Source organism: Bacillus tianshenii (assembly GCA_020524525.2).
Lineage (GTDB): Bacteria > Bacillota > Bacilli > Bacillales > Bacillaceae_N > Bacillus_AV.
Window position 1 is genome coordinate 582,263 of record CP129018.1, and the last position, 24,811, is coordinate 607,073.

Here is a 24,811-nt window from a genome sequence, read left to right on the forward strand (position 1 = left end):
TTTTCATCTGGTTGATTGTATACGTTTATAAGGTGAAAGAGAAATAGAAGGAGATTGTTGGAGTGGCGCAAATTATTTCAATTCCATTAACGATCTCAGGATATAAAATTATAAAAAATACTAGTAGAGTATATCTTTTATACCAGACTTGATGCTTGGCTCTTGTTGCGAAATAAACTAGTCATGTTAGCCCGTGAATGATAACACGGGCTACACTCATTTTATTCTAATAGGGTGATGATGGTGTCAAAGTATATAGTTAGTTCTTTTTTTATTTTAGGTGGAATGACTTTCTTTTTGCTTACTTTGTTCAAATACACAATGCAAGAGCATTTGAAAGAGAAAGAGAAATGGGAAAAAAGAAGAAGCACTAGGATTGAAAATAACTTGTTTGCAAAAGGTATGAGCCGTTCCTTTTACCTAACAAAAGCTCTTTTACTTTTAGTGGGTATGCTGATTTTTGCGTTTGGTGTTGTTTTATTTGTCGTCTAATTCAGCCTAACTTTTGTTTAGAAGGATTGGTTTGAGGTGATTAAAGTAAAGGCTATTGAAAATTTAAAACGAAATAAATCAAAAGTAGACAAAGTGTTGTCCAACTTATGGCGTATTTCTCTTTTGGTTGGATTGTTCGTTTCTATCCTTCACGAGTCATATTTTGCAATAAATCAAGCGTTCATTATACAGTATTCTTTGTTAACAGCTAATATCATAATCGCTTTCATTATCTTATTTAGAAGAGGATTTGGATTTGAAAGGTTCGGATATTTCCTTTTGACAGGAGTTTTGGTTGGGATTATGTATGGTGGTTTTCTTGATGTAAAGGATTATCTACAAGGAGATTTTACAGTAATTAAAGGGATTCCTAGTGAATTAAAAGCTACAAATATATCAAATGGTCCTGACTACTATTATGTACAAATAAAAAACGAATCTTTTCAATTGCCTATGAAAGGTATCGAAAGAAATATGAAAAATGATTGTTTTGTAATTAAATATCTTCCTCATTCTAAATATATAATTGATTACAAGGTACTGTCTTCAAAAGAGTGCTCAAATTATTAATCTGGTTGATTGTATACATGTATAAGGTCAAAGAGAAATAGAGGGAGGTTGTTATGACGTCAAACCTTTCGCCACAAGGGCAAGAGCTGATGGGGATTATTACGCTCATCCTAAGCTTTTTTGTGTTACTTATTTGTTTGTTTTCGATTTTGTATAAAGTGTCACTACTTTCTGGTAGTAGAGGAATGAAGAATATCTTTATGTTCCTAATGAGCAGATTATTGAGGCTGCCATTTCACCCTATTCGCGATAATGGTGCTCTTGATGAGGAACAAGGAATGAAAGAAGAGCTGATGAAGGAGATTAGGAAGGAAGTGATTATTGCGGCAGGTGTATTGCTCTATCTAATCATCGGTCTAATTTTGTTGGTAGTCTTTTGATGACGTTCTATTTTGGCTTAATCCGACCATATTTGCTTTTGAATTTCTAAGGTGAGGTGATAAAATGGACAGCTTTACCCTCGTTCTTAAATATGTCGCCCAGGGCTCACTTATTATCGGTGGAGTGTTGTTAGTCTACTGGCTTCAATTTACAGAAGAAGGAAAACGAGCGTGGGATAGAAAAATAAAAAACTTATCTTCCCCTGAAGTAGAGCATAGAAGCAACCTGAAAAATGGCTCAATTCTCTTGAAAGCTTGGCTGACGTTGTTTGGAGTGTTCTTTCTTAGTATTGTTGGGCTGATTATGATTGCGCTTTTCACATAAAGCAGAAGGACTTTTGACAAACAACTCGAAAGGTATAGATACCCCCTTGAAATTTCCACTTTGTATTCCTCGATTACTCTTTCAAATGCATGGATTTTCCCGAGTATGTTGTATAATAAAAGAAAGGAGCAACTGATTAATTGAATGAGTTGAAAAGTTCATATCAGGACCATGACCGTTGGTTTAAGGAGCTATTAGGAACGTTTTTTGAAGAGTTTTTTACAGCGTTTTTTCCGCATGTCGCAGAGGCAGTTGACTTTCAGCGTGTAACCTTTCTATCGGAAGAACTGTTCACGGATATTTTAGAAGGAGAAAAGCGTCGTGTTGACCTGCTGGCAAAGGTTCGCCTGCAGAAGGATGAAGCAATTGTGATTATCCATGTCGAGCCGCAAAGCTATGTCCAGAAGGCATTTAACGAGCGGATGTTCATTTACTTCAGCCGGCTGTATGAAAAGCATCGCACCCCCATTTTACCTGTTGCTGTGTTCAGCTATGATGAGAACTATGAAGAGCAGGATATGTTTGAAGTAAAGTTCCCATTTAAAGAGGTACTGCGCTTTGCCTTTGATAAGTTAGAGTTGCGAAAGCTTGATTGGCGCGACTACTTGAACGCCCCCAACCCCGCGGCAGCCGCATTGCTCAGTAAAATGAACTACAACAGGGCTGAACGTGTGCAAGTGAAGAAGGAATTTCTGCGCATGCTCGTCAAAATGGAGCTGGATGATGCCCGAATGACCCTGCTTACTGGTTTTTTTGAACGATACTTGAAGTTAAGTGAACGAGAAGAAGTCACACTTCAAGCTGAAATTACCACCTTACCCCAAGAAGAGGAGGAAGCTGTTATGAAGATTGAAACATCTTGGCATAAGAAAGGCAGAGAAGAAGGCAGGAAATCAAGTTTGTACGAGGTAGCTGAAAAAATGCTGCGTGAAGGGTTTTCAATTGAGCAGATTAAGAAAATTACAGAGCTGTCAGAAGAGGAAATCGAGAAACTGAAGTAAATAATGAAAAGGGGGAGACGCTTGGGCATTGGCTCAAGCGTTTTTTGACTGCATGAGTCAGATTGTTTTCAAATGAGTGAGGGATAACCTTTGTCCCTCCTCATTTTCTAAGCAAATGATGAAGCAGGCGTTCTCGGTCTTCGAAGAATTGCTTCATAATTGAGTAGTGATTAGTTTGCTCAAGCGCCGTGTCAGTGATTCCTTCCTCGGTCAGCTCTAGAATCTTCGCATCTGGGTATGCCATTAAGATAGGTGAATGGGTTGCGATAATAAACTGCGAATCATCTTCGACTAATTCATGAATCCTTGCAAGCATCGAAAGCTGCCGTAATGGAGAAAGAGCCGCTTCAGGTTCATCAAGTATGTAGATCCCGCTCCCACGAAAGCGGTGCAAAAATGTCGCAAAGAATGCTTCCCCATGCGACTGCTCGTGAAGAGAGGTTCCGCCGAATGAATCAATGACACGACTTCCGCCTTCAGGGTCTCGGTCCATTTCTTCGATATTTGTCGCCACATTGTAAAATGACTCTGCCCGCAAGAAGAACCCATCTTTCGGCTTGCGAATGCCTTTTATTAAGCGCAAATACTCTTCAAGCTCAGAATGAGTATCAGCCGTTGTGAAATTAAAATTAAAAGTCCCGCCCTCTGGATTAAATCCCGCCGCAATCGCAATCGCCTCAAGCAGCGTCGATTTCCCCATTCCATTCTCACCAATCAGATACGTCACCTTAGAATGAAAGCTTAGTTCAGAAAGAGATTTTACAACGGGAAGCTGAAAGGGATAGCGTGCAAAAGAAGGAATCTCAGCCCGTTTCAATTCCACTTTGCGTAAATACTGATTGCTAATCATATGAACCTCCTGCTTATGGCTTCAATACATCATCATCTATCAATCGCTCTTTATCGTCTAAGGCAAACAGCCCTGGAGCCCAGTTTTCAAGCGAGCCGTAGCCACCTATTAGTTTATCATTGATTTCATACAGTACCGCATACATCTCATCACCTGTTGCTTGCTTTTCCTTCAGCCGGTAGGTGGTGATTGTAGCTTCTTTTCCTTTATACGGTTCAAGGTCTAACCCCGCCCGTTTTATCATGTCGATTGCTTCAGGGTATAAATTAATTTTTTTCGTTTCACTGCTCTTTTGCTCAGCAATTTCCCAGCCGTATGTGCTGAGGTAGGCTTGATGCTCTTCGGGGAATTGTTTTTCAGCATTGCATCCCACCAGCACAACAACGAAACAAACTAGAAAAGCGAATAATTTCTTCAAAGGATTTTCCCTCCCATTTAAGTAGACGAACAGACAGAGAAAATGGTTTCATAATAGAAAAGGAGTGGTGGAAATGGAAAGTATCACCTTTCGAAATTCGAGTAAACTAGCTGAGTTGGAGAGGACAGGCTGTTTTACAATGAAAACGCCATCGAGAGAAGCGGTAGTGGTTGAGAAGCAAATGCTCCTTGACTTTGAAGAAATCAATCAACAAGAGCTGTTGCAGAGTGTCAGCTGTCCTGTCCTTATCATTCACGGCGACAATGATGAAGAAGAACGTCAGCTGCTTGAACGGTCAAGAAGAGGGATGGACTATTTGACGGAGGATTCGAAGCTTATTGTCATTGAAGGTGCGACCCACAGATTTCTTGAGCATATGGAGCAATTGACTAAGTTGACAAGAGAATGGTTTGAAAGATATTTAACGTAGGAAAGAGGGGTACTCATGTGGCTGTACCGCAATAAGTGGAAATGAGAACCTGCCGAAGCAAGTTCTCGTGAGCTGTTAAGTTGTTTTCGTTGAATGACAGCATTCATAGATGAACTGAACCATTACCTTTGTAAAATCAACAAGCTGCTCAATCGACACCTTCTCATTGACCGCATGGGCGTTCGTTAAGTCTCCCGGACCGTAGATCGCTGTTGGTATCCCGGCATCTCCAAGCCAGCCCCCGTCCGTAACGGTTGGAGAGACATCGACAATGGCTTCCTTGTTCATAACTGCCGTATGACAGCGGGAAAGGGAGCGGATGCCTGGGTGCTCAGGGTCAATTTCAAGAGATGGAAAGATTTCTCCCTTGTCTTCAATCATCGATGACCCGCCCCATTCAAACGTTGGCGGGTGCTCTCTTAGCCAAATATCGCCCTTTGCAACTTGGAGCAAATGCTCTTCCACTTCCTTTGCGACTTGCTTATGTGTTTCATTCGGATAGAAATGAACCGTTATCCATAAACGGCATTCATCCGCAATAAAAGCAGGGTGTCGTCCGCCTTCAATGACCGCTGGATTAATCGTGTTTGAGCCAGGCGGGAAGCCAGGATAGCACTTCGTCACTGCCCAATGACGTTCAAGCTCCTGCAGGCCATCAATCAGCTTCATCATCTTTTCAATTGCACTGGCGCCGTTCACACCGCCGCCCGCATGAATCATACTTCTTCTCGTCGCATCATGATGTGTTGTCGGGCTCTTCACTGTCACCCAGCCCGTGATTACACCGCCTTGCCCTTGAATATGCAGATCACTCGTATCAACGACCACCGCAAAGTCTGCATCATAGCCGCGTTTGCAGCATTCAAGCGTGCCAGCTTCACCAACTTCCTCCCCGATCACCGATTGGAAAAACAAATCTCCCGGAAGCGCAATCCCAGCTTCCTTCAGCAGCTGAAGGGCAAACAATGCACCAGCCAATCCGCCTTTCATATCAGCCGCACCGCGCCCCATCACATAGCCGTCCCCCACAACAGGTTCAAACGGGCCGGTTTCCCACGCTTCACCTTCATCAATCTCCGCCACATCCACATGCCCGTTAATAATGAGGCTGTTGTATGTCTCAGAGTCTGTTCCCTTTAACGTTCCAACAACATTCGGATCGTTCGGATAGACGTCCCACTGATCAATGGTAAAACCTAGACGCCGCAAGTAGTCCGCAATGAACGCTTGCGCCTCAGACGTATTCCGCGCAGGCGGGCTCGGTGTTTCAAAGCGAATCAACGTTTCAAGCAAATCAATTAACTGTTCCTGTCGTTCCTCAACACTTTCAATAATTGATGCAAGCACTGTATTCAATCGATTCTTCTCCTTTCAATAAAAAAACCACTTTCGAATTGAAAGTGGTTGAAGTATCAACATATGTAGAGGCGTCATTCGCCCGTTTCGTACCACTTCCCTTCGCTAGTATGAGCTAGATCAGGTTCATAGGGTTAAGACAATCGTCTCTCTCAGCCAGAAGGCACCCCTAGTGATGATGGATTATGAAGTTATGAAAATAGTTTACCATGTTGTCGGCCAGACGACAAAGCTTGTATGCTATACCTATACAAAATAGAGAAGGAGAGGAAGACAATTGAATTCTCGAAAAAAACAAATCATCACCGCCGCAGTGCTCATCATTCTCTTCTTCATTGCGGCTTCCGTTATCAATCATATGCAGATTAATGCTGCGGTTAACGCTTGTATCGAGACGAATGGTACGCCGCAGGTTGATAAGGATTTATTTGCTTTTAATTGGCATTTTTCCTGTGGAAAGTGATCGGAATGCTTATTGAAGAAAAATGGCGAAAATAGGAAAATATTCTGGTATAATAGGGAAAAATGACTAGCTTTGAAGGTACATAGATGAGGTGAAACGGATGGCATATATGGTTCCAGAGGGGATTCGGACGTCAGCAACTGCGGGGGAGCGGCTGTTATTTCAGACGTTGAAGCGGTTCCTGCCAGATGATTATATCGTTTATTTTGAACCGGAGATAAGAGGGAAGCGGCCTGACTTTGTCATTATAGGCCCTGACCTTGGCTTAATTGTGCTGGAGGTGAAGGACTATACGCGCGGGACCTTGCTGCAGCTGAATCAAGATGAGTGGACAATCGTCAATAAGAAAGGCGAGCAGGCTGTTGTGAAGAGTCCGATTAAGCAGGCAAGAGATTATATGTTTCATCTTGTTGATGAATTGAAAAAGGATAAGGCGCTGATACAAACAGAAGGGAAGTATCGCTTTCATCTGAAATTTCCGTGCGGGCGGGGAGCGGTTTTCACCCGATTGTATCAGCGGCAGTTAGTGGAGGATGGGCTGTACAGTGTCATTGACCCGAACTTCTGCTTAACGCGTGATGAAATTGATCCCGATTCTGACTTGTTTTCTGAAGAGAACTTGATTGAGAAGATTCTAAATATGTTCACTGTTCCGTTCAGATTGAAGGAGCCGCTGGAGGATGATGAGATTCAAGCGATTCGTTATCATCTGTTTCCTGAAGTGCGGATTAGTGCCGAATTCAAGGAGCGGGTGCCGTATCGCGATCAGCTTCTGCTTTCTCTGCATGATATTAAGACGATGGATCTGCATCAGGAAAACTTGGCGAAACAGCTTGGGGATAAGAACCGGCTTATCCGCGGCGTAGCGGGGAGCGGTAAGACATTGATTCTCGCAAGCCGTGCCAAGATGCTCAACAAACAGCATCCTGATTGGAAGGTGCTTGTGCTTTGCTATAACATCTCGCTTGCACAGAACATTAAGCAGATGATTATCCACCAGCTTAATGAACCAGAGGATTTGCTGGATTATGATGAGAATAAGCAGAATGATGGCCTGACAGGTAATATTATCGTGCGGAATTTTCATGCATGGCTGAAGCATGATTTAAAGGTGAAGGACTTTGAGGTTGCTAGGATTATAGAGAAGCTGGAGAACAATGAAGCGATCTTTCCGAAATATGATGCGATTCTAATTGATGAGGGTCAGGACTTCGCACCAGAATGGCTTCAGCTCGTCAGCAAGCTGCTGAACCCTGAAACGAAATCACTGCTTCTTGTTGAGGACCGCGCACAAAACATTTACCGCCGCAAGCGCTCCTATGTCCAGGACACAGGACTTGATTTCAGAGGTCGTTCGAAGGTGCTCACCATTAATTACCGCAACACGTCCCAAATTGTAGACTTTGCATGGCGTTTCTATCAGACAAATTCGCATCTGAAGGATAAAACCGTCAGTAAAGAAGTGGACGGAACAGAAATTATCGCACCGCAAAGCACGCGACGCAAGGGACCAGAACCAGCGATCTACCGTGCGAACAGCTTGCGCGAAGAAATCGAAATGGTCGCACGCCAAATGAAAAAACTGCACGAAACAAAGAACGTTCCATATGATGACATGCTTGTTCTCTACCGTGTTAAACGCGCCAAAGGCCAAGACATTATCGGAACCGTCCAGCGCACATTCCAGCGCCACAGCCTGCCGCACTACTGGCTGACCGAAAACGAAGCATCCAAACGCTCATTCGAAAAGAACGACGGCAAGATCAAAATCAGCACAATCGACAGCAGCAAAGGCCTCGACTTCCAGGCCGTATTCATCATCAATGTCAACAACATGCCCTTTGCGCTTGAAGAAGATAAGGAGCGGGAAGTGTCGCTGCTGTATATTGGCATGACGCGGGCGACGGAGTATTTGTGTGTGAGTTATAGTGGGGTGTCGGCGTTTACGGGGTATTTTGAGCGGGTGTTGGGGGAGCGGGGGGAAATAAAACGAGTATGTGAAATAAAGGGCGAGTATTCATAAAAGAGTAAAAGTAAATCTTGAATAAAATGTAGGAGTAGACTGCGAACATGACCAGGTTTATAGAAAATTTATCAGCATCGTTGCATAAGGGATTTATTGATCAAAGTTATAACGAATTTGGTAGCTATACGCCAAAGTTACTAGTGAATAATACGAAAAAGAACGAAAATGTATTAATCCCATTAATTGAGGAACTTCAAAACTGTCAATCTTTTATGTTTTCGGTAGCATTTATAACAGAAAGTGGATTAGCGATGCTTAAGTCATACTTCCTTGATTTGAAGCAAAAAGGTATTGGAGGGAAAATCTTAACTTCTACATTTTTGAGCTTTAATCAACCGAAGGTCTTTAGAGAATTAATGAAACTTGAAAATGTAGAGGTAAGGGTGACTAACTTAACAGGGTTTCATTCAAAAGGATATATCTTTAAACATAAAACCCATCATTCTTTAGTTGTAGGCAGTTCCAACTTGACGGCCCATGCTTTAAAAATAAATCATGAATGGAATATTAAGCTAACCTCTCACGAAAATGGTGAGATTATTAACCATTTTTCTAATCAATTTGAAGATGTTTGGAAAGAATCAGAACAGTTAACAGAAGAGTGGATAGGAGCGTATGAAAGAAGCTTTACGCCTCTTATTGATAAAAGAGCGATGGACCAAGTCATTGATTTTCCTGTCTCTTATAAAGTGAATAGATTAGAAGAAGCTTTGAAAATTAAGCCGAACAAAATGCAGCAATCAGCTCTTGAAGGTATTCAATCAATACGTGAAGCTGGACAAAATAAAGCCTTGATTATTTCAGCAACTGGAACAGGAAAAACGTATCTATCCGCATTTGATGTTCGTCGGTTTGCACCGAAGCGAATGCTTTTTATTGTCCATCGTGAGCAAATTTTACAAAAGGCTATGTCAGATTTTAAGAAAGTGCTCGGCGGTGTAGAAGAAGACTTTGGAATATTATCAGGAACTAATAAACAGATAAATGTTAAATATCTTTTTGCTACCATTCAAACAATATCGAAAACAGATTATTTAGAGAAATTTGAACCTAATTATTTTGACTATATTTTAATTGATGAAGTTCATAAGGCTGGAGCAAGTTCTTATCATAAAGTGATTAATTATTTCACACCGAAATTTTCACTGGGGATGACTGCCACACCAGAAAGAACAGATGGATTTAATATTTATGAATTGTTTGACTACAATATTGCCTATGAAATCCGTTTGCAAGAAGCACTTGAAGAAAATATCCTTACTCCATTTCATTATTTTGGAGTAACGGATTTTGAACATAATGGTGAACTTATTGATGACACTACTCTGTTATCTACTCTTGTGACTGAAGAGCGTGTTAATCATATTATAGATAAAATTCACTACTATGGATATTCAGGTGATAAAGTCCGAGGGTTAATGTTTTGCAGTAGAAAAAAAGAAGTAGAGCAATTATCAGCTGCATTAAATGAAAAAGGCTTTCGTACTTTTGCTTTAACTGGTGAGCATTCACAGGAAGAAAGAAGCGATTGTGTTAATCAGTTAGAAAATGGAGAGCTTGATTATATTTTAACAGTTGACATTTTTAATGAAGGTATTGACATACCGAGTATTAATCAAGTAGTGATGCTAAGGCAGACTCAATCAAGTATTATCTTTATCCAGCAGTTAGGGCGAGGGCTACGTCTGCATGATTCTAAGGATTTTGTTACAGTCATCGATTTTATCGGAAATTACAAGAATAACTTTCTAATCCCAATCGCTCTTTCGGGTGACAGGTCTTATAACAAGGATAATGTTCGCAGGCGAATGAAGGATACAAGCTATTTAAAAGGTGTTTCTACAGTTAACTTTGAAGAAGTAGCTAAAAAACAAATATTTAATGCAATTAATAAAACAAAATTAACATCGGCAAAAATCTTAAAAGAAGCTTATAAGCAATTAAAAAATCGAATAGGAAAAGTACCTTATTTGTATGATTTTATTATAAATCATTCCATTGATCCGGTTGTAATTGCAGAAGAGTATTCGAATTATTATCAATTACTTGTAAGGATGAAGGAAGAAGTTCCAACAATTAACTCTTATGAAAATCAAGTCTTAACGATGTTATCGCTTGAAATCTTAAATGGTAAGCGAAAGCATGAAATTGTGTTATTAGAGCTTTTGTTAAAGGAAGAACAAGTGACACATGATAAATATTTGAAACAATTAAGTGAAGAGAATTGCCGTATAGATGAAAGAACTTTAGCATCAGTCGAAGATGTTATGAATCTTTCCTTCTTCACACAAGTGTATAGAAAAAAATACGGTGAAGAACCAATTGTAATGTTAAATGAAGAGAGGCAATATTCATTTAACAATGAAATTAGAGAGCAGCTCGCTTTAAATCCTTATTTCAACCTTTTAATCGAAGATATTATTAAAAGTGCGAAAGAGAAAAGTACATTGTATGATTGTAATTCCCAACTCACACTTTATAAAAAGTATTCAAGAAAAGATGTATGTAAGCTGCTAAACTGGCGAAATGATGAAAGTTCTACTGTGTATGGCTATAAGACAAAGCATCAAACGAGCCCTATCTTTATTACCTATCATAAGAATGAAGATGTCGAAGCTAGTGTGAATTATGGGGATGAATTTCTCAATCAGAATCTTCTAAAATGGTATACAAGGAGTAACCGAAAGATAGAATCAGAAGAAGTTCAACAAATTGTACAGGCCGGAGAGAGACAAAATGATATTCATATCTTTGTGAAGAAAGATGATGATGAGGGTAGCGACTTTTATTATTTAGGAAAAGCAAGACCTGATCAACAAAGTGTTGAACAAGCAGAAATGAAAAATAAGAACGGAAAAACAATTCCGGTGGTGCGAATGAATATGGTTTTAGAGCATTCGGTTGACTATAAGTTGTATCAATATCTTGTAGATGATTCAAAAATGTCATAATAGATTTTAAGTTAAGGCAGGGAGCAGAGTAAGTTTGTCTGCATCCCTGCCTTTTTCAATTTATTCACCACACAATCGTTCAACAGCCGGCACATCCGCTTCCGCCCATTCCAACTCTTTCAGTTGATCACGCTTCACCCATTTTAACTCAGCATGTTCTCTCGCTTCTGGTGTTCCCTTTGTAATACGTGCTTTAAATGTAATCAGACGAACGATTACCTTCGGATATTGGTGGGTTGTATCTTCCACCTGTTCGAAGACATCAATCTGACAATTCAATTCTTCCGCAATCTCGCGGCGAAGGGCCTCCTGTGGTGATTCGCCGTTTTCAATTTTTCCACCTGGGAACTCCCAAAGGTTTGGCAGGCTCATTGTTTCGCTTCGTTTGGCGCAGAGGATTTCATTTTGGTCATTTTCAATTATAGCACCGACAACTTTCACTTGTTTCAACTTGTTCACTCCCCATAGCTATTCAAAAAAAGCCTACCACAACAAAAGCTAACGTACAATTCACATTGCAAACGTTGTATTCTTGCTTCTCATAACTGATGGATTTATATGGTAAAATCTAATGGTGGGGAGGAGATGTATATTCAAAAAATCGTTCTTAGCCTTGTATTTCTAATAATTTGCTCGTTATCATTTCTTTTTTATAATCATCATCAGCCACCAAATAATAATGACGTGTTTAGAGCTACAAAAAATTTCTTTCCATCAACAGAGGAAGTATATGCTGTAAAAAAAGTTAATAATGAATGGTTAACATTTTTTAGAAATAAGAATACCCTGTTTGTCGGGAAACTGGAACAAAATTGGCTTGGCACATGGCACCTAATAAATGATAAGGGAGAACAAGGAATACTAGCAACAGCTTATTATCCTCAAGAAAACGAAGGAGTAACATGGGGTGCATCAGGAGTGGGTGAACGAATAGCTTATTATTTTGGAATGGTCTCTAATCCTAATGTTGAAAAAATTATAGTAGAGGCTCAGGGAAAAGAATATCAAGATCTTCCTTTCATTGGGGCAGGTGGAGAACGTTTTTTCTTCCTCAAGACTGAAGGTGATGTCGTTCCTTACTCCTTTAAAGCACTGTCCAAAGATGGAGAAATCATCGCTCCAAGGCCACCAATTAATTAAGTTTTTATTGAAGTAAATAGGCAGAAATGGTTGAAGAACATAATGGCATTTAATGGTACATTAGTTATGGGAGGTGGGGGAATATTTGAAGAACTTATGGGTAGTACTCTTCTTATCAATTTTACTTTTGATGACTTCTGCTTGTAATAATTCAGAGAAACAAAAAATCATTATCGAAGCAGCTGTTTCAGAGCTAAGTGAAGAAGAATTTGAATATGTTGGAACGCGAGGTTTAGACAATCCTGCAATAGAAGATTTTCGCAAATTCACTTTTCATGTTGAAGTGGAACATTCACCCAAAGCTAAACGAAAAGTTGAGCTTCCAACACATAATAGTTGGAGAGAGGCTATAAACACAATCGATAATAAAGATAGATATTGGTTTGGCGACGGTTATGAAAATAACGATAGTGAAAATTTTGCTGAATATGGGGAGGAATTCGTTTTTTACTCCAAAGGGTTAAATGAAGAGGAAATTAAGAAGGCTTTTAGTTCCTTGGTGATTTCAATTCATTTAGAGACTGAAAAAGGAGAAAGCATGGAAAGGGAATATAAAGTTGGCGATATAATTCAATTCAACAGCAATGATAGCCCAAAAACAGTTCACTAAAGTTCGGACTTATTGTGTGAACGGGTGCAATCGTTGAAGAAGCCACCTGAAAATAGGCGGCTTTTCCACGGATAAAGAACTATTTTAGATATTTTTTAATCATCGCAACATGAATTAAAATAATTAGGCTTTACATATTTGCCGCATGGATAATATTTGCCCATGTCTTGCGGTGTGACGATGACGTTCTTAGGTATATCCTCTGCTGTATACGGGAAATTCGGAGATATTTGATTGTTTCTATAAAGTAGGAACAGAGGTACGTAAGGGAGCTGGCTGGCGTCAACCCATGTAAATCCATTTTCAGGGGTTACGCATGACGGGCGCGGGGCTCCAAAGCTTATAACAAGATTCACGTAGCCTTTTTCATCAATAATTGTCTGATAATCTGAGATTGTATAGAATCCTAACAGGCCAATTGGTGTTATGAAACTCATACTCCAATATTGCATGTCTTCATTACCTAGTATTCCAATATTATGATACGTATCCGGGAATGTAGGCACTTTCCAGCGAATAAGCAACAACTTGCCGGGATCTCTGGCAATTCGATTGGAAGCTATATAGACCGTATTCCCTTCAGGTTGAGCAAATTCTGGTTTGAAACGTCTCCAGGTTAAATCACAGCTTTGCCCATGATCCACCTTCTTGTTTCTTCTCTTATTATGATTGGTGAAATTGTTGAAATCACTATAAACATCAACATCCTCCTCATTCCTTTCATCGTTGTTCGGTTGACTTGTATTGAAAAATCCTTCGGAAGGATAATAACCTTCTTGATTTTCGGCATAGGAAGGGGATAGATGCCTGTCACCTTTGTTTGAAGGACAGTAAGTGATGAAGGGGAGATCGACACCTCCTGTTTTATCATAGCCCATACTTGGAACGTAAATTCTTAATATAATCAGCCCCCCAGGTCTATTTGGTTGCCCATTTTCTAAAGTTCCTGCGTAGATAACATTATTACCCGCAGCAGGAACAAAATGATCAGATCCCTCTGGAGGGCTGGTGAAACGGATTTTCAACGTATAGTTGCGGTTTGGTGCATCCCAATTCGCTCCAGGCAAAAAGGGGTTCGTACTTCCCGGATCAGGAATTAACTCGCGCCCCGCTACTGAATCAACTAAACGATGGGTTGGACTATTAGCTACAGTGAAGGAAAAATGTCTTACATAGGGATATCGTCCTTTGATCATAATCTCTGTGTCGGAATCCACTTCATAAGGGAAAATATAGTAACTAGCATTTTGGTCTCCTAAGAAAAAAAAGGTGTTGCTAGGTTGATAAATCCAATTCTGATGAGGCCCCGGCGTTGGACAATTAGTCATTTTCATACATATCCTTTCTTATTTGTTTGCTATAGTTTATGAGATTATCAATTCTATAGAAACGGCAGATGTCGATGTATTGGTTATGTTTTCATAAGAACGGGGAAGGAACTCTTGTGATTTGCTACCAAACAAAGCGGAACGAAATTTGTACCAAGGGCTTTGGATTGAAGGAAGGGGAAAGTAATGTGGCAATTCTGAAAAGGAAAAAGCTTTTATTTATCATTTTGATCATGATTCTATTTTCACTTAGTATGACAAGGTGCAGCAAGACAAGTACGGATATAGAAGATTATCTAAACACTGGAACGAACCTTGACCGACATGCAAAAGATATGATGCCTACGCTTGATGAGCTACCTGAATATGAAAATATCGAATATAGGCATACGCGTAAAACAATGCTTATGTTTCAAGCTAACTCGGTTGCATTAATTGTTAAATATGAGGATAAAACATATGAAAGCGAAACAGAGAGATTAACAGAAAACTATACATTCTTAAATGAAAAAAGATATTCTATGCCGGAATATGAATTTCCAGTCAACAGTTATACCTTTAACGTAGTGAAAGGAAATGAAAAAAGCTACACCCACTTTCCGAAATCCTTTGGAATGATTGGGACATCGGATGAGAAAAAAAAGTATTGCATATTTATATTTTTATGATTTTGATTTAGATGTAATAGAAAATGAAGATGACAGCAACCCTATGACTGATTTTGTTAATCAGTATTTTGACTATGACTTTTAGGATTGCAACATTTTTCTTCACAGCAATGTAGATTTCTTATCGTATTGGTGGAAAAATGTGTGTTGGTTCAGCGGTTGTTAAAGAATGGCGTTATATCCATAATCAAAAGACCTTCAACATAGGGCGAGTGTTGAACAAGCTAAAAAATCGTTGGTATAATAAATCTAGGTGGTGAGGATATGGAAAATAAAGAATTAATGCAAATGTTTTCATCCTTGTTAGACGAAAAGCTACAACCATTAAGTGAGCGTTTGGAAAGGCTTGAAGGTGGACAACAAGTTATTATAGAAGAACTAGATAACGTGGCTGAGTAAGTTGCTAGTAACACTGAAAAGCAAACTAGTGTCGAAAGCGTAGCTGTAAAAGTAGCTGAGCATGATATGGATATAAAGTTACTAAAAAAATTTATAACAAATTAGAAAAAGGTTGGATGAGATATTGTGTCATTCATCCTTTATTTTTTTGATTATCAATAAATTGTGAATAAATACACTTAAAGTAACGGGTGCGTTTCTGCAACAAGGAAAGATATTTGGAAAGTGATTGTTAAATATGCACAGACGCTTTTTTAGACATGATATAATATTATTAAGAGTAATGAAGAATGTGAGGGATTCTTTATGTTATATGATGTTCTTCAAGAAAAGCGTGAGCTAATTTTGAAATTAGCTGATAATCATGGTATCCAAAATGTTCGTGTTTTCGGTTCTGTTGCAAGGCACGAAGATGGACCTAAAAGTGATCTTGATTTACTTGTGGAGTTTGAGGAAGGAAGAAGTTTGTTTGACTTGATTCGGTTTAAACAAGAGGTTGAAGACTTACTCGGAATTAAAGTCGATGTTGTAACAGAAAATTCGCTTCATTGGAGTATGAAAGAAGATGTGTTAAACGGAGCTATTCAATTATGAAGAATGACAAAATCTATTTGCTTCATATCTTGGAGTGCATAGAAAATATTGAATCATATATACCGAATGGCGAAAGTGATTTTTTTAGTTCTAAACTAATTCAAGATGCGGTTATTCGTAATTTAGAAATTGTTGGGGAAGCAACTAAACATGTATCAAAAGAGTTTCGAAAGCATCATCCCCATGTACCTTGGCGTGAGATGGCAGGATTAAGAGATGTTTTAATTCATGATTATTTTGGAGTAGATAACGGAATTGTATGGAACGTGGTTGAGAAAGAAATACCACTTTTGAAAGATAAGATAAGTGATTTACTTGAGCGATACTAGAATATCTAATGGCTTGGATTAAAAAATCTAAAGCCTGTTTATCTTTTAACTATAAAAATTGCTCTTTCACTATCGGGGGCGTTTCTGGAACAAGCAGAAACGCCTTATTATTATTGGCAGTGTGGTGGAGAAAGGATTGAGCCTTCGTGCACATAACCGAATTTACACTTTTCTATTTATAAGATGTTTGGATTCTTCTCTATTTTGTTCTTCTGACTTTTGTCTTTTCAATTCTTTTATTTCTTTCATTTATATCCTCATTTTACCATTTATTTTCCTGCATAACTACTTCGTTCATGCAAGAAGTACAGCATTGATAGCTACTATTAATGTGCTAAATCACTGAAGGATTGTCTTCGCTGCTTAACGTTAACAAACAATTTACATTACAAACATTGAAATCTCTTGCAGATGATTATACACTTATTATCGAAATTCGATATAGAGTTTCGTTATTGGAAGGGGTTGGAATGGGATGAGTAATAAAGTGTTGCGGAAGTTGTTTTTAGGATTTATTCAAATACATATCCTGCATCATGCGAAGGAGGAGGCGATCTATGGGTCGTGGATGTTAGAGGAACTGCGTGAGCATGGCTATGATATAAGCGCAGGGACGCTGTATCCGATTCTGCACAATATGGAAGCGGATGAGCTGCTGAAGAAGGAAGAAGTGAATGTGGAAGGGAAGATTCGGAAGTATTATCGCACGACAGAGAAGGGCGATGAGGTTCTGACAGAAGCAAGAGCGAAGGCATATGAATTATTCAAGGAAATCAAGGAATGAATGAGGTGGACAACTTGAATCAACAACCAAAGCAGAAGAATCATTTGCAAACATTACTCGAAATTTTATTTGCTTCTACGAAGTTAGGGTTTACATCATTTGGCGGGCCTGTGGCTCATCTCGCTTATTTTAAGGACGAGTATATTGACCGGCGGAAGTGGCTGGATGATAAGACATATGCGGATATCATTGCGCTGTGTCAGTTCCTGCCCGGGCCTGCGAGCTCACAGGTTGGGATTGCGATCGGCATGCTGAGGGGAGGAATGCTAGGCGGGCTTATCTCATGGATAGGGTTCACGGTTCCTTCGATTATTGTGCTGATTCTATTCGCACTTGCCTATCAAACATTTACACTCGAAGATGCTAATTTTATACATAGCTTGAAAGTGGTCGCGGCGGCGGTCGTGCTGCATGCGCTGCTTGGTATGGGGGCGAAGTTAACGCCGGATAAGACGCGGCTTGCGATTGCGGGAGCTGCGGCGACAATTATGCTGTTGTACCCGTCGGCGTGGATGCAGATTGCGATTATTGTTGGGGCAGGCTTGCTAGGAATGAAGCTGTTTCGGGATAAGGCAGATTCGAAAGTGAAGCCGTTTAGCGTGAATATTTCGAAGCGGACTGGCATTGTGTCGTTGGGAACTTTGGTTACGATGCTTGTTGTGCTCCCTGTTCTAACGAAGCTGACAGACAATCCGCTTCTAAGCATTTTCGATACATTCTTCAGAGTTGGTTCACTCGTATTCGGCGGGGGACATGTTGTGTTGCCGATGATTGAGCGTGAAGTAGTGCCAACAGGCTGGCTGACACCTGATGAATTTCTCGCAGGCTATGGAATGGCGCAGGCGGTTCCTGGTCCGCTGTTCACATTTGCAAGCTACTTAGGAACGATGATGGACGGCGTAATAGGCGCGATTGTCGCAACAGCCGGCATCTTCTTACCGTCATTTCTGCTGATTATTGCAGCATTGCCGTTTTTGAATGAATTACGCAAACGTTCTGCATTCCAAGGCATCTTAATGGGTGTAAATGCAAGTGTCGTTGGCATTCTGCTTGCGGCGTTTTACGACCCCGTCCTGAAGAGCTCCATTTTTAACGCAGAGGACTTTGCCTTAGGCGCCGTATTGTTTGGATTATTGTACATTTGGAAAGTACCTGCATGGATGATTGTGATTTTGGGTGTTGTAGGTGGGTATGTTATGAACGTTATTGCATAAGGGATAGCGCAGCTCACAATGTGGGTTGCGTTTCTTATTGTTTAATAAATGATTGATATGATGCGGTCACTGGGGAGTGTAAATGCAATTTTGTTGCATTTACAAATGCTATACGAAATATGACTTATAAGTTATAATGAAGGTATGGATCATTTAATCTGGGAAACACTAGAATACGAAAAAGAAAATGGAGAAATCCCTGTTCAAACCTTTTTGAATTCATTGCCTGCGAAACAAGCAAGTAAAGTTGTAAGGGACCTAGAGCTGCTTGAAAGTTTTGGCCCTCGCTGGGGGGAGCCCCAAGTTAAATATATCAGTGACGGCATATATGAGCTTCGTACAAAACAAGGCAGCAATATCTTTCGAACGTTCTTTTTCCGCTGGCTTAAAAGAAAGGGGAATCAATCATGAGTTTTGCCAAGCGCTATGCTCAACAGCGCTCTGAGCGTGATCCTGAATTTCAACAGGAGTGGAAGTCGTCAACACTAGAAAGACAGCTTGCAGCTCAACTTATTGAATTGCGTTTAAACCTCGGCCTGACACAAAGTCAATTCGGTGAGTTAGTGGGAATGAAGCAGAGTGTGATTTCTCGCTTAGAGAACGGAGAACAAAATATTACGCTCAATACCCTGCAGGAGATTATTCAAAAGGCCGGCGCAAGAGTAAGTATAGATATTTCGCTTTCAGAACCACCGATGATAACTACAACTTAAGTTAATGCTAGTCAGGCATTATGGAATTACAAATGAAGCCGTACCTTATAATTGGTGCGGCTTCGCTGTTTGATGGATGTAACAAAAATAGCAATTTTGTTGCAACAGGGAAATTGATTATTTTACAAAAAAACAAATTGTATATTACAGAATTGAGAGCATTATTAGAATACCTAGTAAAATAGGTAAAGAAATTAAAAAAGTTAAGGTATCATTGAATACTAGGATTGTAGTTTTTTTAGTAGTTAGCCTTTATAATCAGGATAATGGTTATAAATGGGAGTGATTTACTTTGGTAAATGGAAAATACTTGAAGGTAATGAATTGAAATATTCGCATTAATCAATCATCATCTTTTTTTATTAATGAGGAGGATTTTATGTTATTTCTACAAATAGCCATTTTTCTGATAGTTGTAGCATTGTTACTTTTTACTTCCAAAACGATTTCAAAACGAACAAAATTAAATAAATTGCAAGTTTCTTATATCCTTTCATTAATAATCATCCTACCCATTTTAATTTCTCAAATAATGTATCATAAGGAAATTACGTCTATGATTATGATTTTTTCTATGGTCAGTATTATTTCAATCATTCGTCTTTTTCGCACCTTCATGAGAAACATTAAGGAGTGAACAATTTCAAACGCTGTTTGCCATATACCAGCGTTCCAGGTTCGTTTAGATTAGTATTAAGGTATGTTATTAAGTTGATCGCAACCATGTTATAATATAAAAAAGAAATCGGAGTGATATAAATGGAAGAAACATTGAAGCAAATACTCAGCGAACTTCAAAAGGTCAATCAAAGAATGGCTGGTTTTGAAAAACGCTTTGATAACTTAGATAAAGACATTAAAGAACTTAAGGATGGACAAGAACAATTGAAAGACAGCACAATTAATCGTGTTGGTCCATATATCGAAGAAGTTGCTAAACACATCGATGAAAGATTTGGCGAGACAAAGGATACTTTAGAAGACCAACAAAGGGTAATTGATACTTTAGCAGTTCGTTCAGTTAAGCATGAAAGTGAAATAAAAGACTTTAAACACATACTAAAAAACCAGTAAGGAGCGATTATGCTCCTTTATTCTTGCTCTCCAAATAATCTTTAAATAATAATTGTCTTAACTATGAATTAGTAGTACGAGACATATTATGAAACAAAGTTCACGATGTTTGTTCAGCTATAGGGTGGCGAATGGTTAACAACCAACACAGTGGGTTTCTTCATTAAGCAATGCCAGGTTCGTTTAGAACAGCATTAAGGCATGTTATTAACTTGATCGGATAAGAAATAGCGCAGCTCACAATGTGGGTTGCGTTTTTTTATTATTTATTAGGTAAAGTTTGCTTTACATTGAGTAAAGTTTGTTTTACAATATGTAAAAGAAAGATGACATAGAGGTGGTGATACATGTTGGGTAGCAAGGATAATGGCTTAACGAATCGGATTACGGTATTGCGGGCTGAACATAAGATGACGCAGAAGGACTTAGCTGAGCGGGCAGGTGTCAGCAGGCAAACGATTATTTCAATTGAAAAAGGAAAGTACACGCCATCGCTTGCGTTGGCCTTTGAAATTGCTCATGCCTTTGGAGTGACGATTGAGGAAGTCTTTCAATATGAGAAAGTGGAGGGATAAGGATGGAAACCTATATTAGTATTTCAAACGGATTAACTGCATTCGCGTTCTTTGCGTTTATCATTTTATTGTTTCTTGTAAAGCGGGAGGGCAAGGATGAGCGGGCACAGTACATGGGCTATAAGCTGTTAGGGTTGTTGTATACCTTTTTGTTTGGCGGATTATCGATTCTAATCTTTGTAACAGGCTGGGAAACGGTCAGCTACACAATGTTAAGAGTAAGTCTTTCGATGCTCTTGTCCCTTCATATCTTCCTCGGACTTGGTTATTGGGTTTATTTGACGAGGAAAGTGTAATGCGGTAGGTAATTTCCTGCCGTTTTTCTTTTTCTATAAAACTTTCTATAGAACGATGTCATAGGTAGGGAAAGAGGCAGAGAAATGCGACTTAGTTCTGATGAATGCTTGGAATTTTAACTCTTTTTAAAGTGTAGCATTTTCAAAAATGTGGTATACTATTTATGGATAATTCTGAAAATTAATTGAAAGGAGGCTGCCTTCGTGATTAATTTTAGCTCGGTGAATTATGTAAGTACTTACTACAATATGGTCAATCGCATGCAACGCTATCAACCTACTTACAGCCCGTCATTTCAACAGCCGTATTACCAATCACCTCAACCGACGAATCCATTTCGAGTTTCGAATGACATGCAGCAAGCTGTTTCGAATGTGTACGCAGATGCAAAGGGCTTAAAGGTCAATGCCGATGAGCTGCGGCTAGAAAACAGTGATTCACCTCTTCATACGCGTCAGGCAACGTCAACGGATACAAACGCACTGACAGCAGATGTGAAGGAAGGGGCAACAGCTAAAGAGTATAGCATCAAAGTCAATCAGCTTGCCCAAGCGCAGAAAAATGAAGGAACAGCGCTGTCAGGAAGTGCGCAAACGACGATGAACGCCGGGACGAATACGTTCACGCTCACCTCTGGCGGGGACTCACAGACATTATCGGTCGATATAACTGGAACAGAGACGAATGAAGAAGCATTGAACAAACTGTCTACAGCCATTAATGATGCAGGTATAGGTGTGAAAGCTTCGGTCGTAAAGGATACAGCAGCTGGAACAGTTCAGCTGGCATTAGAAAGCAGTGCAACAGGAACAGACGAGGCGTTCACAATTGCTGATGTAAGCGGCAATGCGGTTTCTGCAAGCGGAGCGGCCCAGACTTCCCAGCAAGCACAAAATGCAAAATATACGCTTGATAAATATTTTACAAAGGAATCACAAAGTAATACGATTTCGCTTGATGAAGGCAATGTGTCCGTTACATTGAAGGATGTAACGAGTGATGCGGAAACGATTTCAGTCGCAGGGAATACAGATGAAATCATCGAAGCCGCAAAGTCGCTTGTCACAAGCTACAATGATTTGAAGGGCACGCAAGCTGACTATGGCGGAATGCTAAGCTCAGCGGTGAACCGCAATCTTGATAGAGGTCTTTACTCGTATCAATTAGAGCAGCTTGGCATCTCAAAGTCTGCAAACGGTGAATTATCACTTGATGAAGATAAGCTAAAAGAAAACCTGCAAGAAAAAGGCTATCAGTTTGACCGGACGATAAATGCGCTGGATAGTTTGTCAGACAACTTGTATAAAACAAGCGACCGCATTTCACAGCTTCCGTCCGCCGCAATTATGAACCAAGAGAACGCCTTTGGCTTCAACTCCTACGCCCAAGCCTATTCGTCAATGTATCAGCCGTATAGCTACATGTCATCAGGCATGTTTTATGACCAATATTTCTAAAGAGGACTGCACAGATTGTTGTGTGGTCTTTTTTTCGATCGAATTTGTGAAGAAGGTATAAGGGCGGTATACTTTAGGTAGAGATTAGCTAAAGAAAGGGATTGCGATGTCAAATAATCAATTAAGAAACCAAATTCTTAACGATTTAAAACAAATTGTAATTGAAACATTGGCTGAGGACGATGTGAACATTTATCTTTTTGGTTCATGGGCTCGGTTTGAAGAAAAGCAGAGTTCAGATATTGATGTTGCAATTGAGCCGATATCTTCAGTTTCTCCCTCTAAATGGATCGAATTAAGAGAAAAAGTTGAAGAGTCTACTATTCCTTATCAAGTTGACATTGTGAATTTAAATGAAGTAAGTGAAGAACTGAGAAATAACGTACAAAAGGAGGGGGTTTTGTGGAAAGACTCTACCAACGTATCGTTTCCGCTGAAAAAGCATTAAGCTCTTTTCAGCAACTTGTTGTGCTGAATAATCCAAATGATGTGGAGCGTGATGCTTCCATACAACGGTTCGAATTTTCGTTTGAAGCTTGCTGGAAAGCAGCTAAGCAGTATTTAAATGACATTGAAGGAATTGATGTACCCTCACCTAAGGGAGTAATCCGAAGCTTGCGGGAAACGTCAATCCTTACTGCTGAAGAAACAATAGCAGGATTAACGATGGTAAACGACCGAAACCTAACCGTACACACCTATAATGAGGAAGTAGCCATAAAAATTCATTCTCATCTAGAGGAATACTATCAACTGTTAGTAACGATGATTGAGCGAATGAAAGAAAAAATATCTCTCACGACTGATAAAGACTAAGTTGGAGTTAATCTGCTCCTCATCATAAAGCACGCATTTAGCGTGTTTTTTCATGACCATTTTTTAAAGAAACCGCCTCGTTGTTTGGTTGTCTAATGAAGGGGGAAGCTTATTAACAACTGATGGCATGTGGAGAGGTGGAATAATGGATATCCAATCGAGGCTTAATCGACTAACAAAAATACCAGCGATTACTTACGTAAACATTCTCATCGCTCTCTTTGCGGTGGGAGGCTCATTTTACCTCTTTATTTCGTTGGCGGAGGATGTGCTTGAGCAGGAAAAGTTCATCGTTGACCAGCTTGGGGCAGACTTCATTACATCGATTCAATCACCTGGGCTTTCGAAGGCGATGGGGTGGATTACGGAGCTTGGCTCTGTCACATGGCTTGTGATTGCTTCGCTTGCATTAAGTGCTATTATTCTGTATTTTTACAAACAACGAATTTGGCGGTTTGTTTATTTTGCGATTGCAATGATTGGCATTAGTCTCTTAACAAAAGTCTTGAAGGTTACCTTTTCGCGCAAGCGTCCGGATATTCTCGAGCAATTTGATGGGACGGGATTCAGCTTTCCAAGTGGCCACTCAACAGGCCCGATGGTTTTCTATGGGTTTGTGATTTATTTAGTTTCAACGAGCGAGCTTAGCCGCGGGCTGAAGTATGTGATAAATGGTTTGCTGGCGTTGTTGATTATCACAATTGGATTCAGTCGTATCTACTTAGGCGTGCATTATGTGACAGATGTGGTAGCTGGCTTTTCACTAGGACTTTTCTGGTTAGTCGTTTGTATCCTTGTCTTGGAATACACGTTGAGAAGGAAGCCGTAAGCGAGGCCCGCACTGCTGTTGTGTCGGCCTTTTTTTTGATAGACAGACCGTGGAGTTTGTTCGTATCATGAGTTAAGGAGGGGAAGCAAATGTTTGTACATAAAATCAATGAACAGCTATCACTTAAGTTAATCGATACGCCTGATGCGGAGGCGGTGTTTGGGCTGACAGAACGTTCGCGGGAAGATTTGCGCACGTGGCTTCCGTGGCTTGATGGCACGACGAAGGTTGAAGATACAGAAGGGTTCATTCAGCATTGCTTGCAAGGATTTGTGGAGAGGAAGAGTCTGACGTCAGTTATAATTTTTAAGCAGGAGATCGTCGGTGTAGCTGGCTTTAACTTAATCGACTGGACAAACAAGATTGCCTATATCGGCTATTGGCTTGGGAAGGAGTATCAAGGAAAAGGGATAATGACGCAAGTTGCGGAGGCGCTGACGGATTATGCGTTTGGAGAACTGAAGATGAATAAAGTTGAAATCCGTGCCGCTGAAGGAAACCGAAGCAGCCGCGCTATCCCTGAAAGACTGAATTTCGTTCAAGAAGGACGAATCAGGCAAGCAGAGTGGCTGTATAATCACTACGTCGACCATGTCGTGTATGGAGTATTGAAAGAAGAATGGAAGAGATGAGACTGAAACAAGAGTGTTGAAATTTTTTAAAAAGGCACTCTTGTTTTTTTAACTTCATATCCGATAAAAAAATTAACTGTTAAAAAAGAG

Annotated in this window: 32 protein-coding genes and 1 riboswitch; of the genes, 27 read left to right on the forward strand and 5 right to left on the reverse strand. The window is 39.8% G+C overall.

What is annotated here, in order from left to right:
- The first annotated feature begins 237 nt into the window (after positions 1-237).
- From LC040_02860 to LC040_02880, 5 genes are all read left to right on the forward strand, one after another.
- On the forward strand, positions 238-492 hold the full coding sequence (locus LC040_02860) for a hypothetical protein (protein ID WLR51866.1): 255 nt from the start codon (positions 238-240) through the stop codon (positions 490-492).
- A 36-nt stretch (positions 493-528) separates the two neighbouring features.
- Positions 529-1,062: a hypothetical protein gene (locus LC040_02865; GenBank protein WLR51867.1), complete on the forward strand. Its 534-nt coding sequence runs from the start codon at positions 529-531 to the stop codon at positions 1,060-1,062.
- A 53-nt stretch (positions 1,063-1,115) separates the two neighbouring features.
- Positions 1,116-1,442, forward strand: coding sequence for a hypothetical protein (locus tag LC040_02870; GenBank protein ID WLR51868.1), 327 nt, complete (start codon positions 1,116-1,118; stop codon positions 1,440-1,442).
- 64 nt (positions 1,443-1,506) lie between these two features.
- The gene (locus tag LC040_02875; GenBank protein WLR51869.1) at positions 1,507-1,767 is read left to right on the forward strand and encodes a hypothetical protein; all 261 of its coding nucleotides are present in this window, start codon (positions 1,507-1,509) and stop codon (positions 1,765-1,767) included.
- 140 nt (positions 1,768-1,907) lie between these two features.
- Positions 1,908-2,768 (forward strand): Rpn family recombination-promoting nuclease/putative transposase, encoded by an 861-nt coding sequence (locus LC040_02880; protein WLR51870.1) that lies wholly within the window; start codon positions 1,908-1,910, stop codon positions 2,766-2,768.
- A 100-nt stretch (positions 2,769-2,868) separates the two neighbouring features.
- On the opposite strand, the gene LC040_02885 is transcribed toward LC040_02880, so the two are convergent.
- Positions 2,869-3,618, reverse strand: coding sequence for an AAA family ATPase (locus LC040_02885; protein ID WLR51871.1), 750 nt, complete (start codon positions 3,616-3,618; stop codon positions 2,869-2,871).
- Positions 3,619-3,631: 13 nt separating this feature from the next.
- The gene (locus LC040_02890; protein WLR51872.1) at positions 3,632-4,036 is read right to left on the reverse strand and encodes a DUF4830 domain-containing protein; all 405 of its coding nucleotides are present in this window, start codon (positions 4,034-4,036) and stop codon (positions 3,632-3,634) included.
- Between the two features lie 73 nt (positions 4,037-4,109).
- Between LC040_02890 and LC040_02895 the strand changes: the two genes are divergently transcribed.
- A complete protein-coding gene (locus LC040_02895; protein WLR51873.1) occupies positions 4,110-4,466 on the forward strand; it encodes a hypothetical protein in 357 nt (118 codons plus the stop codon).
- A gap of 75 nt (positions 4,467-4,541) precedes the next feature.
- Here LC040_02895 and LC040_02900 read toward each other — a convergent pair whose 3' ends face one another.
- Complete coding sequence (locus LC040_02900) at positions 4,542-5,822, reverse strand: acetylornithine deacetylase (GenBank protein ID WLR51874.1); 1,281 nt, start codon at positions 5,820-5,822, stop codon at positions 4,542-4,544.
- An 80-nt stretch (positions 5,823-5,902) separates the two neighbouring features.
- A riboswitch (TPP riboswitch) is annotated at positions 5,903-6,003 on the reverse strand.
- Between the two features lie 96 nt (positions 6,004-6,099).
- Here LC040_02900 and LC040_02905 point away from each other — a divergent pair.
- The 3 genes from LC040_02905 (at position 6,100) to LC040_02915 (ending at position 11,262) form a co-directional block, all read left to right on the forward strand.
- Complete coding sequence (locus LC040_02905) at positions 6,100-6,285, forward strand: hypothetical protein (GenBank protein WLR51875.1); 186 nt, start codon at positions 6,100-6,102, stop codon at positions 6,283-6,285.
- Positions 6,286-6,385: 100 nt separating this feature from the next.
- On the forward strand, positions 6,386-8,308 hold the full coding sequence (locus tag LC040_02910) for a 3'-5' exonuclease (GenBank protein WLR51876.1): 1,923 nt from the start codon (positions 6,386-6,388) through the stop codon (positions 8,306-8,308).
- Between the two features lie 47 nt (positions 8,309-8,355).
- Positions 8,356-11,262, forward strand: coding sequence for a DEAD/DEAH box helicase (locus LC040_02915; GenBank protein WLR51877.1), 2,907 nt, complete (start codon positions 8,356-8,358; stop codon positions 11,260-11,262).
- Positions 11,263-11,322: 60 nt separating this feature from the next.
- On the opposite strand, the gene LC040_02920 is transcribed toward LC040_02915, so the two are convergent.
- Positions 11,323-11,712 carry a (deoxy)nucleoside triphosphate pyrophosphohydrolase gene (locus LC040_02920; GenBank protein ID WLR51878.1) on the reverse strand — a complete coding sequence of 130 codons (390 nt, stop codon included), beginning with the start codon at positions 11,710-11,712 and terminating at the stop codon, positions 11,323-11,325.
- Between the two features lie 135 nt (positions 11,713-11,847).
- Here LC040_02920 and LC040_02925 point away from each other — a divergent pair, with 135 nt between their 5' ends.
- The gene (locus LC040_02925) at positions 11,848-12,402 is read left to right on the forward strand and encodes a hypothetical protein (protein WLR51879.1); all 555 of its coding nucleotides are present in this window, start codon (positions 11,848-11,850) and stop codon (positions 12,400-12,402) included.
- An 85-nt stretch (positions 12,403-12,487) separates the two neighbouring features.
- Positions 12,488-13,012, forward strand: a complete 525-nt coding sequence (locus LC040_02930) for a fructose-bisphosphate aldolase (protein WLR51880.1) — start codon at positions 12,488-12,490, stop codon at positions 13,010-13,012.
- 95 nt (positions 13,013-13,107) lie between these two features.
- Here the strand turns inward: LC040_02930 and LC040_02935 are convergent, their stop codons facing one another.
- Positions 13,108-14,340, reverse strand: coding sequence for a hypothetical protein (locus tag LC040_02935; GenBank protein WLR51881.1), 1,233 nt, complete (start codon positions 14,338-14,340; stop codon positions 13,108-13,110).
- Positions 14,341-14,528: 188 nt separating this feature from the next.
- Between LC040_02935 and LC040_02940 the strand changes: the two genes are divergently transcribed.
- From LC040_02940 to LC040_03015, 16 genes are all read left to right on the forward strand, one after another.
- Entirely contained in the window at positions 14,529-15,008 is a 480-nt protein-coding gene (locus tag LC040_02940) for a hypothetical protein (protein ID WLR51882.1), read from the forward strand.
- A 264-nt stretch (positions 15,009-15,272) separates the two neighbouring features.
- The gene (locus LC040_02945; GenBank protein WLR51883.1) at positions 15,273-15,407 is read left to right on the forward strand and encodes a hypothetical protein; all 135 of its coding nucleotides are present in this window, start codon (positions 15,273-15,275) and stop codon (positions 15,405-15,407) included.
- Positions 15,408-15,713: 306 nt separating this feature from the next.
- Positions 15,714-16,001 (forward strand): nucleotidyltransferase family protein, encoded by a 288-nt coding sequence (locus tag LC040_02950; protein WLR51884.1) that lies wholly within the window; start codon positions 15,714-15,716, stop codon positions 15,999-16,001.
- Entirely contained in the window at positions 15,998-16,330 is a 333-nt protein-coding gene (locus LC040_02955) for a DUF86 domain-containing protein (protein WLR51885.1), read from the forward strand. The genes LC040_02950 and LC040_02955 overlap by 4 nt, the downstream gene beginning before the upstream one ends.
- Positions 16,331-16,805: 475 nt before the next feature.
- The gene (locus LC040_02960; protein ID WLR51886.1) at positions 16,806-17,114 is read left to right on the forward strand and encodes a PadR family transcriptional regulator; all 309 of its coding nucleotides are present in this window, start codon (positions 16,806-16,808) and stop codon (positions 17,112-17,114) included.
- A 14-nt stretch (positions 17,115-17,128) separates the two neighbouring features.
- Positions 17,129-18,328 (forward strand): chromate efflux transporter, encoded by a 1,200-nt coding sequence (gene chrA, locus LC040_02965; protein WLR51887.1) that lies wholly within the window; start codon positions 17,129-17,131, stop codon positions 18,326-18,328.
- Positions 18,329-18,472: 144 nt separating this feature from the next.
- Positions 18,473-18,739, forward strand: a complete 267-nt coding sequence (locus LC040_02970) for a type II toxin-antitoxin system RelE/ParE family toxin (GenBank protein WLR51888.1) — start codon at positions 18,473-18,475, stop codon at positions 18,737-18,739.
- On the forward strand, positions 18,736-19,041 hold the full coding sequence (locus LC040_02975) for a helix-turn-helix transcriptional regulator (GenBank protein ID WLR51889.1): 306 nt from the start codon (positions 18,736-18,738) through the stop codon (positions 19,039-19,041). The genes LC040_02970 and LC040_02975 overlap by 4 nt, the downstream gene beginning before the upstream one ends.
- A gap of 759 nt (positions 19,042-19,800) precedes the next feature.
- On the forward strand, positions 19,801-20,115 hold the full coding sequence (locus LC040_02980) for a hypothetical protein (GenBank protein WLR51890.1): 315 nt from the start codon (positions 19,801-19,803) through the stop codon (positions 20,113-20,115).
- A gap of 347 nt (positions 20,116-20,462) precedes the next feature.
- Complete coding sequence (locus tag LC040_02985; protein ID WLR51891.1) at positions 20,463-20,690, forward strand: helix-turn-helix transcriptional regulator; 228 nt, start codon at positions 20,463-20,465, stop codon at positions 20,688-20,690.
- 2 nt (positions 20,691-20,692) lie between these two features.
- A complete protein-coding gene (locus LC040_02990) occupies positions 20,693-20,986 on the forward strand; it encodes a hypothetical protein (protein ID WLR51892.1) in 294 nt (97 codons plus the stop codon).
- A gap of 204 nt (positions 20,987-21,190) precedes the next feature.
- Positions 21,191-22,444 (forward strand): flagellar filament capping protein FliD, encoded by a 1,254-nt coding sequence (gene fliD, locus LC040_02995; GenBank protein WLR51893.1) that lies wholly within the window; start codon positions 21,191-21,193, stop codon positions 22,442-22,444.
- A gap of 106 nt (positions 22,445-22,550) precedes the next feature.
- Positions 22,551-22,892 carry a nucleotidyltransferase domain-containing protein gene (locus LC040_03000; GenBank protein WLR51894.1) on the forward strand — a complete coding sequence of 114 codons (342 nt, stop codon included), beginning with the start codon at positions 22,551-22,553 and terminating at the stop codon, positions 22,890-22,892.
- Entirely contained in the window at positions 22,847-23,260 is a 414-nt protein-coding gene (locus tag LC040_03005) for an HI0074 family nucleotidyltransferase substrate-binding subunit (protein ID WLR51895.1), read from the forward strand. The genes LC040_03000 and LC040_03005 overlap by 46 nt, the downstream gene beginning before the upstream one ends.
- 145 nt (positions 23,261-23,405) lie before the next feature.
- Entirely contained in the window at positions 23,406-24,089 is a 684-nt protein-coding gene (locus LC040_03010; protein WLR51896.1) for a phosphatase PAP2 family protein, read from the forward strand.
- 89 nt (positions 24,090-24,178) lie between these two features.
- Positions 24,179-24,721: a GNAT family protein gene (locus LC040_03015; protein ID WLR51897.1), complete on the forward strand. Its 543-nt coding sequence runs from the start codon at positions 24,179-24,181 to the stop codon at positions 24,719-24,721.
- Positions 24,722-24,811: the final 90 nt, after the last annotated feature.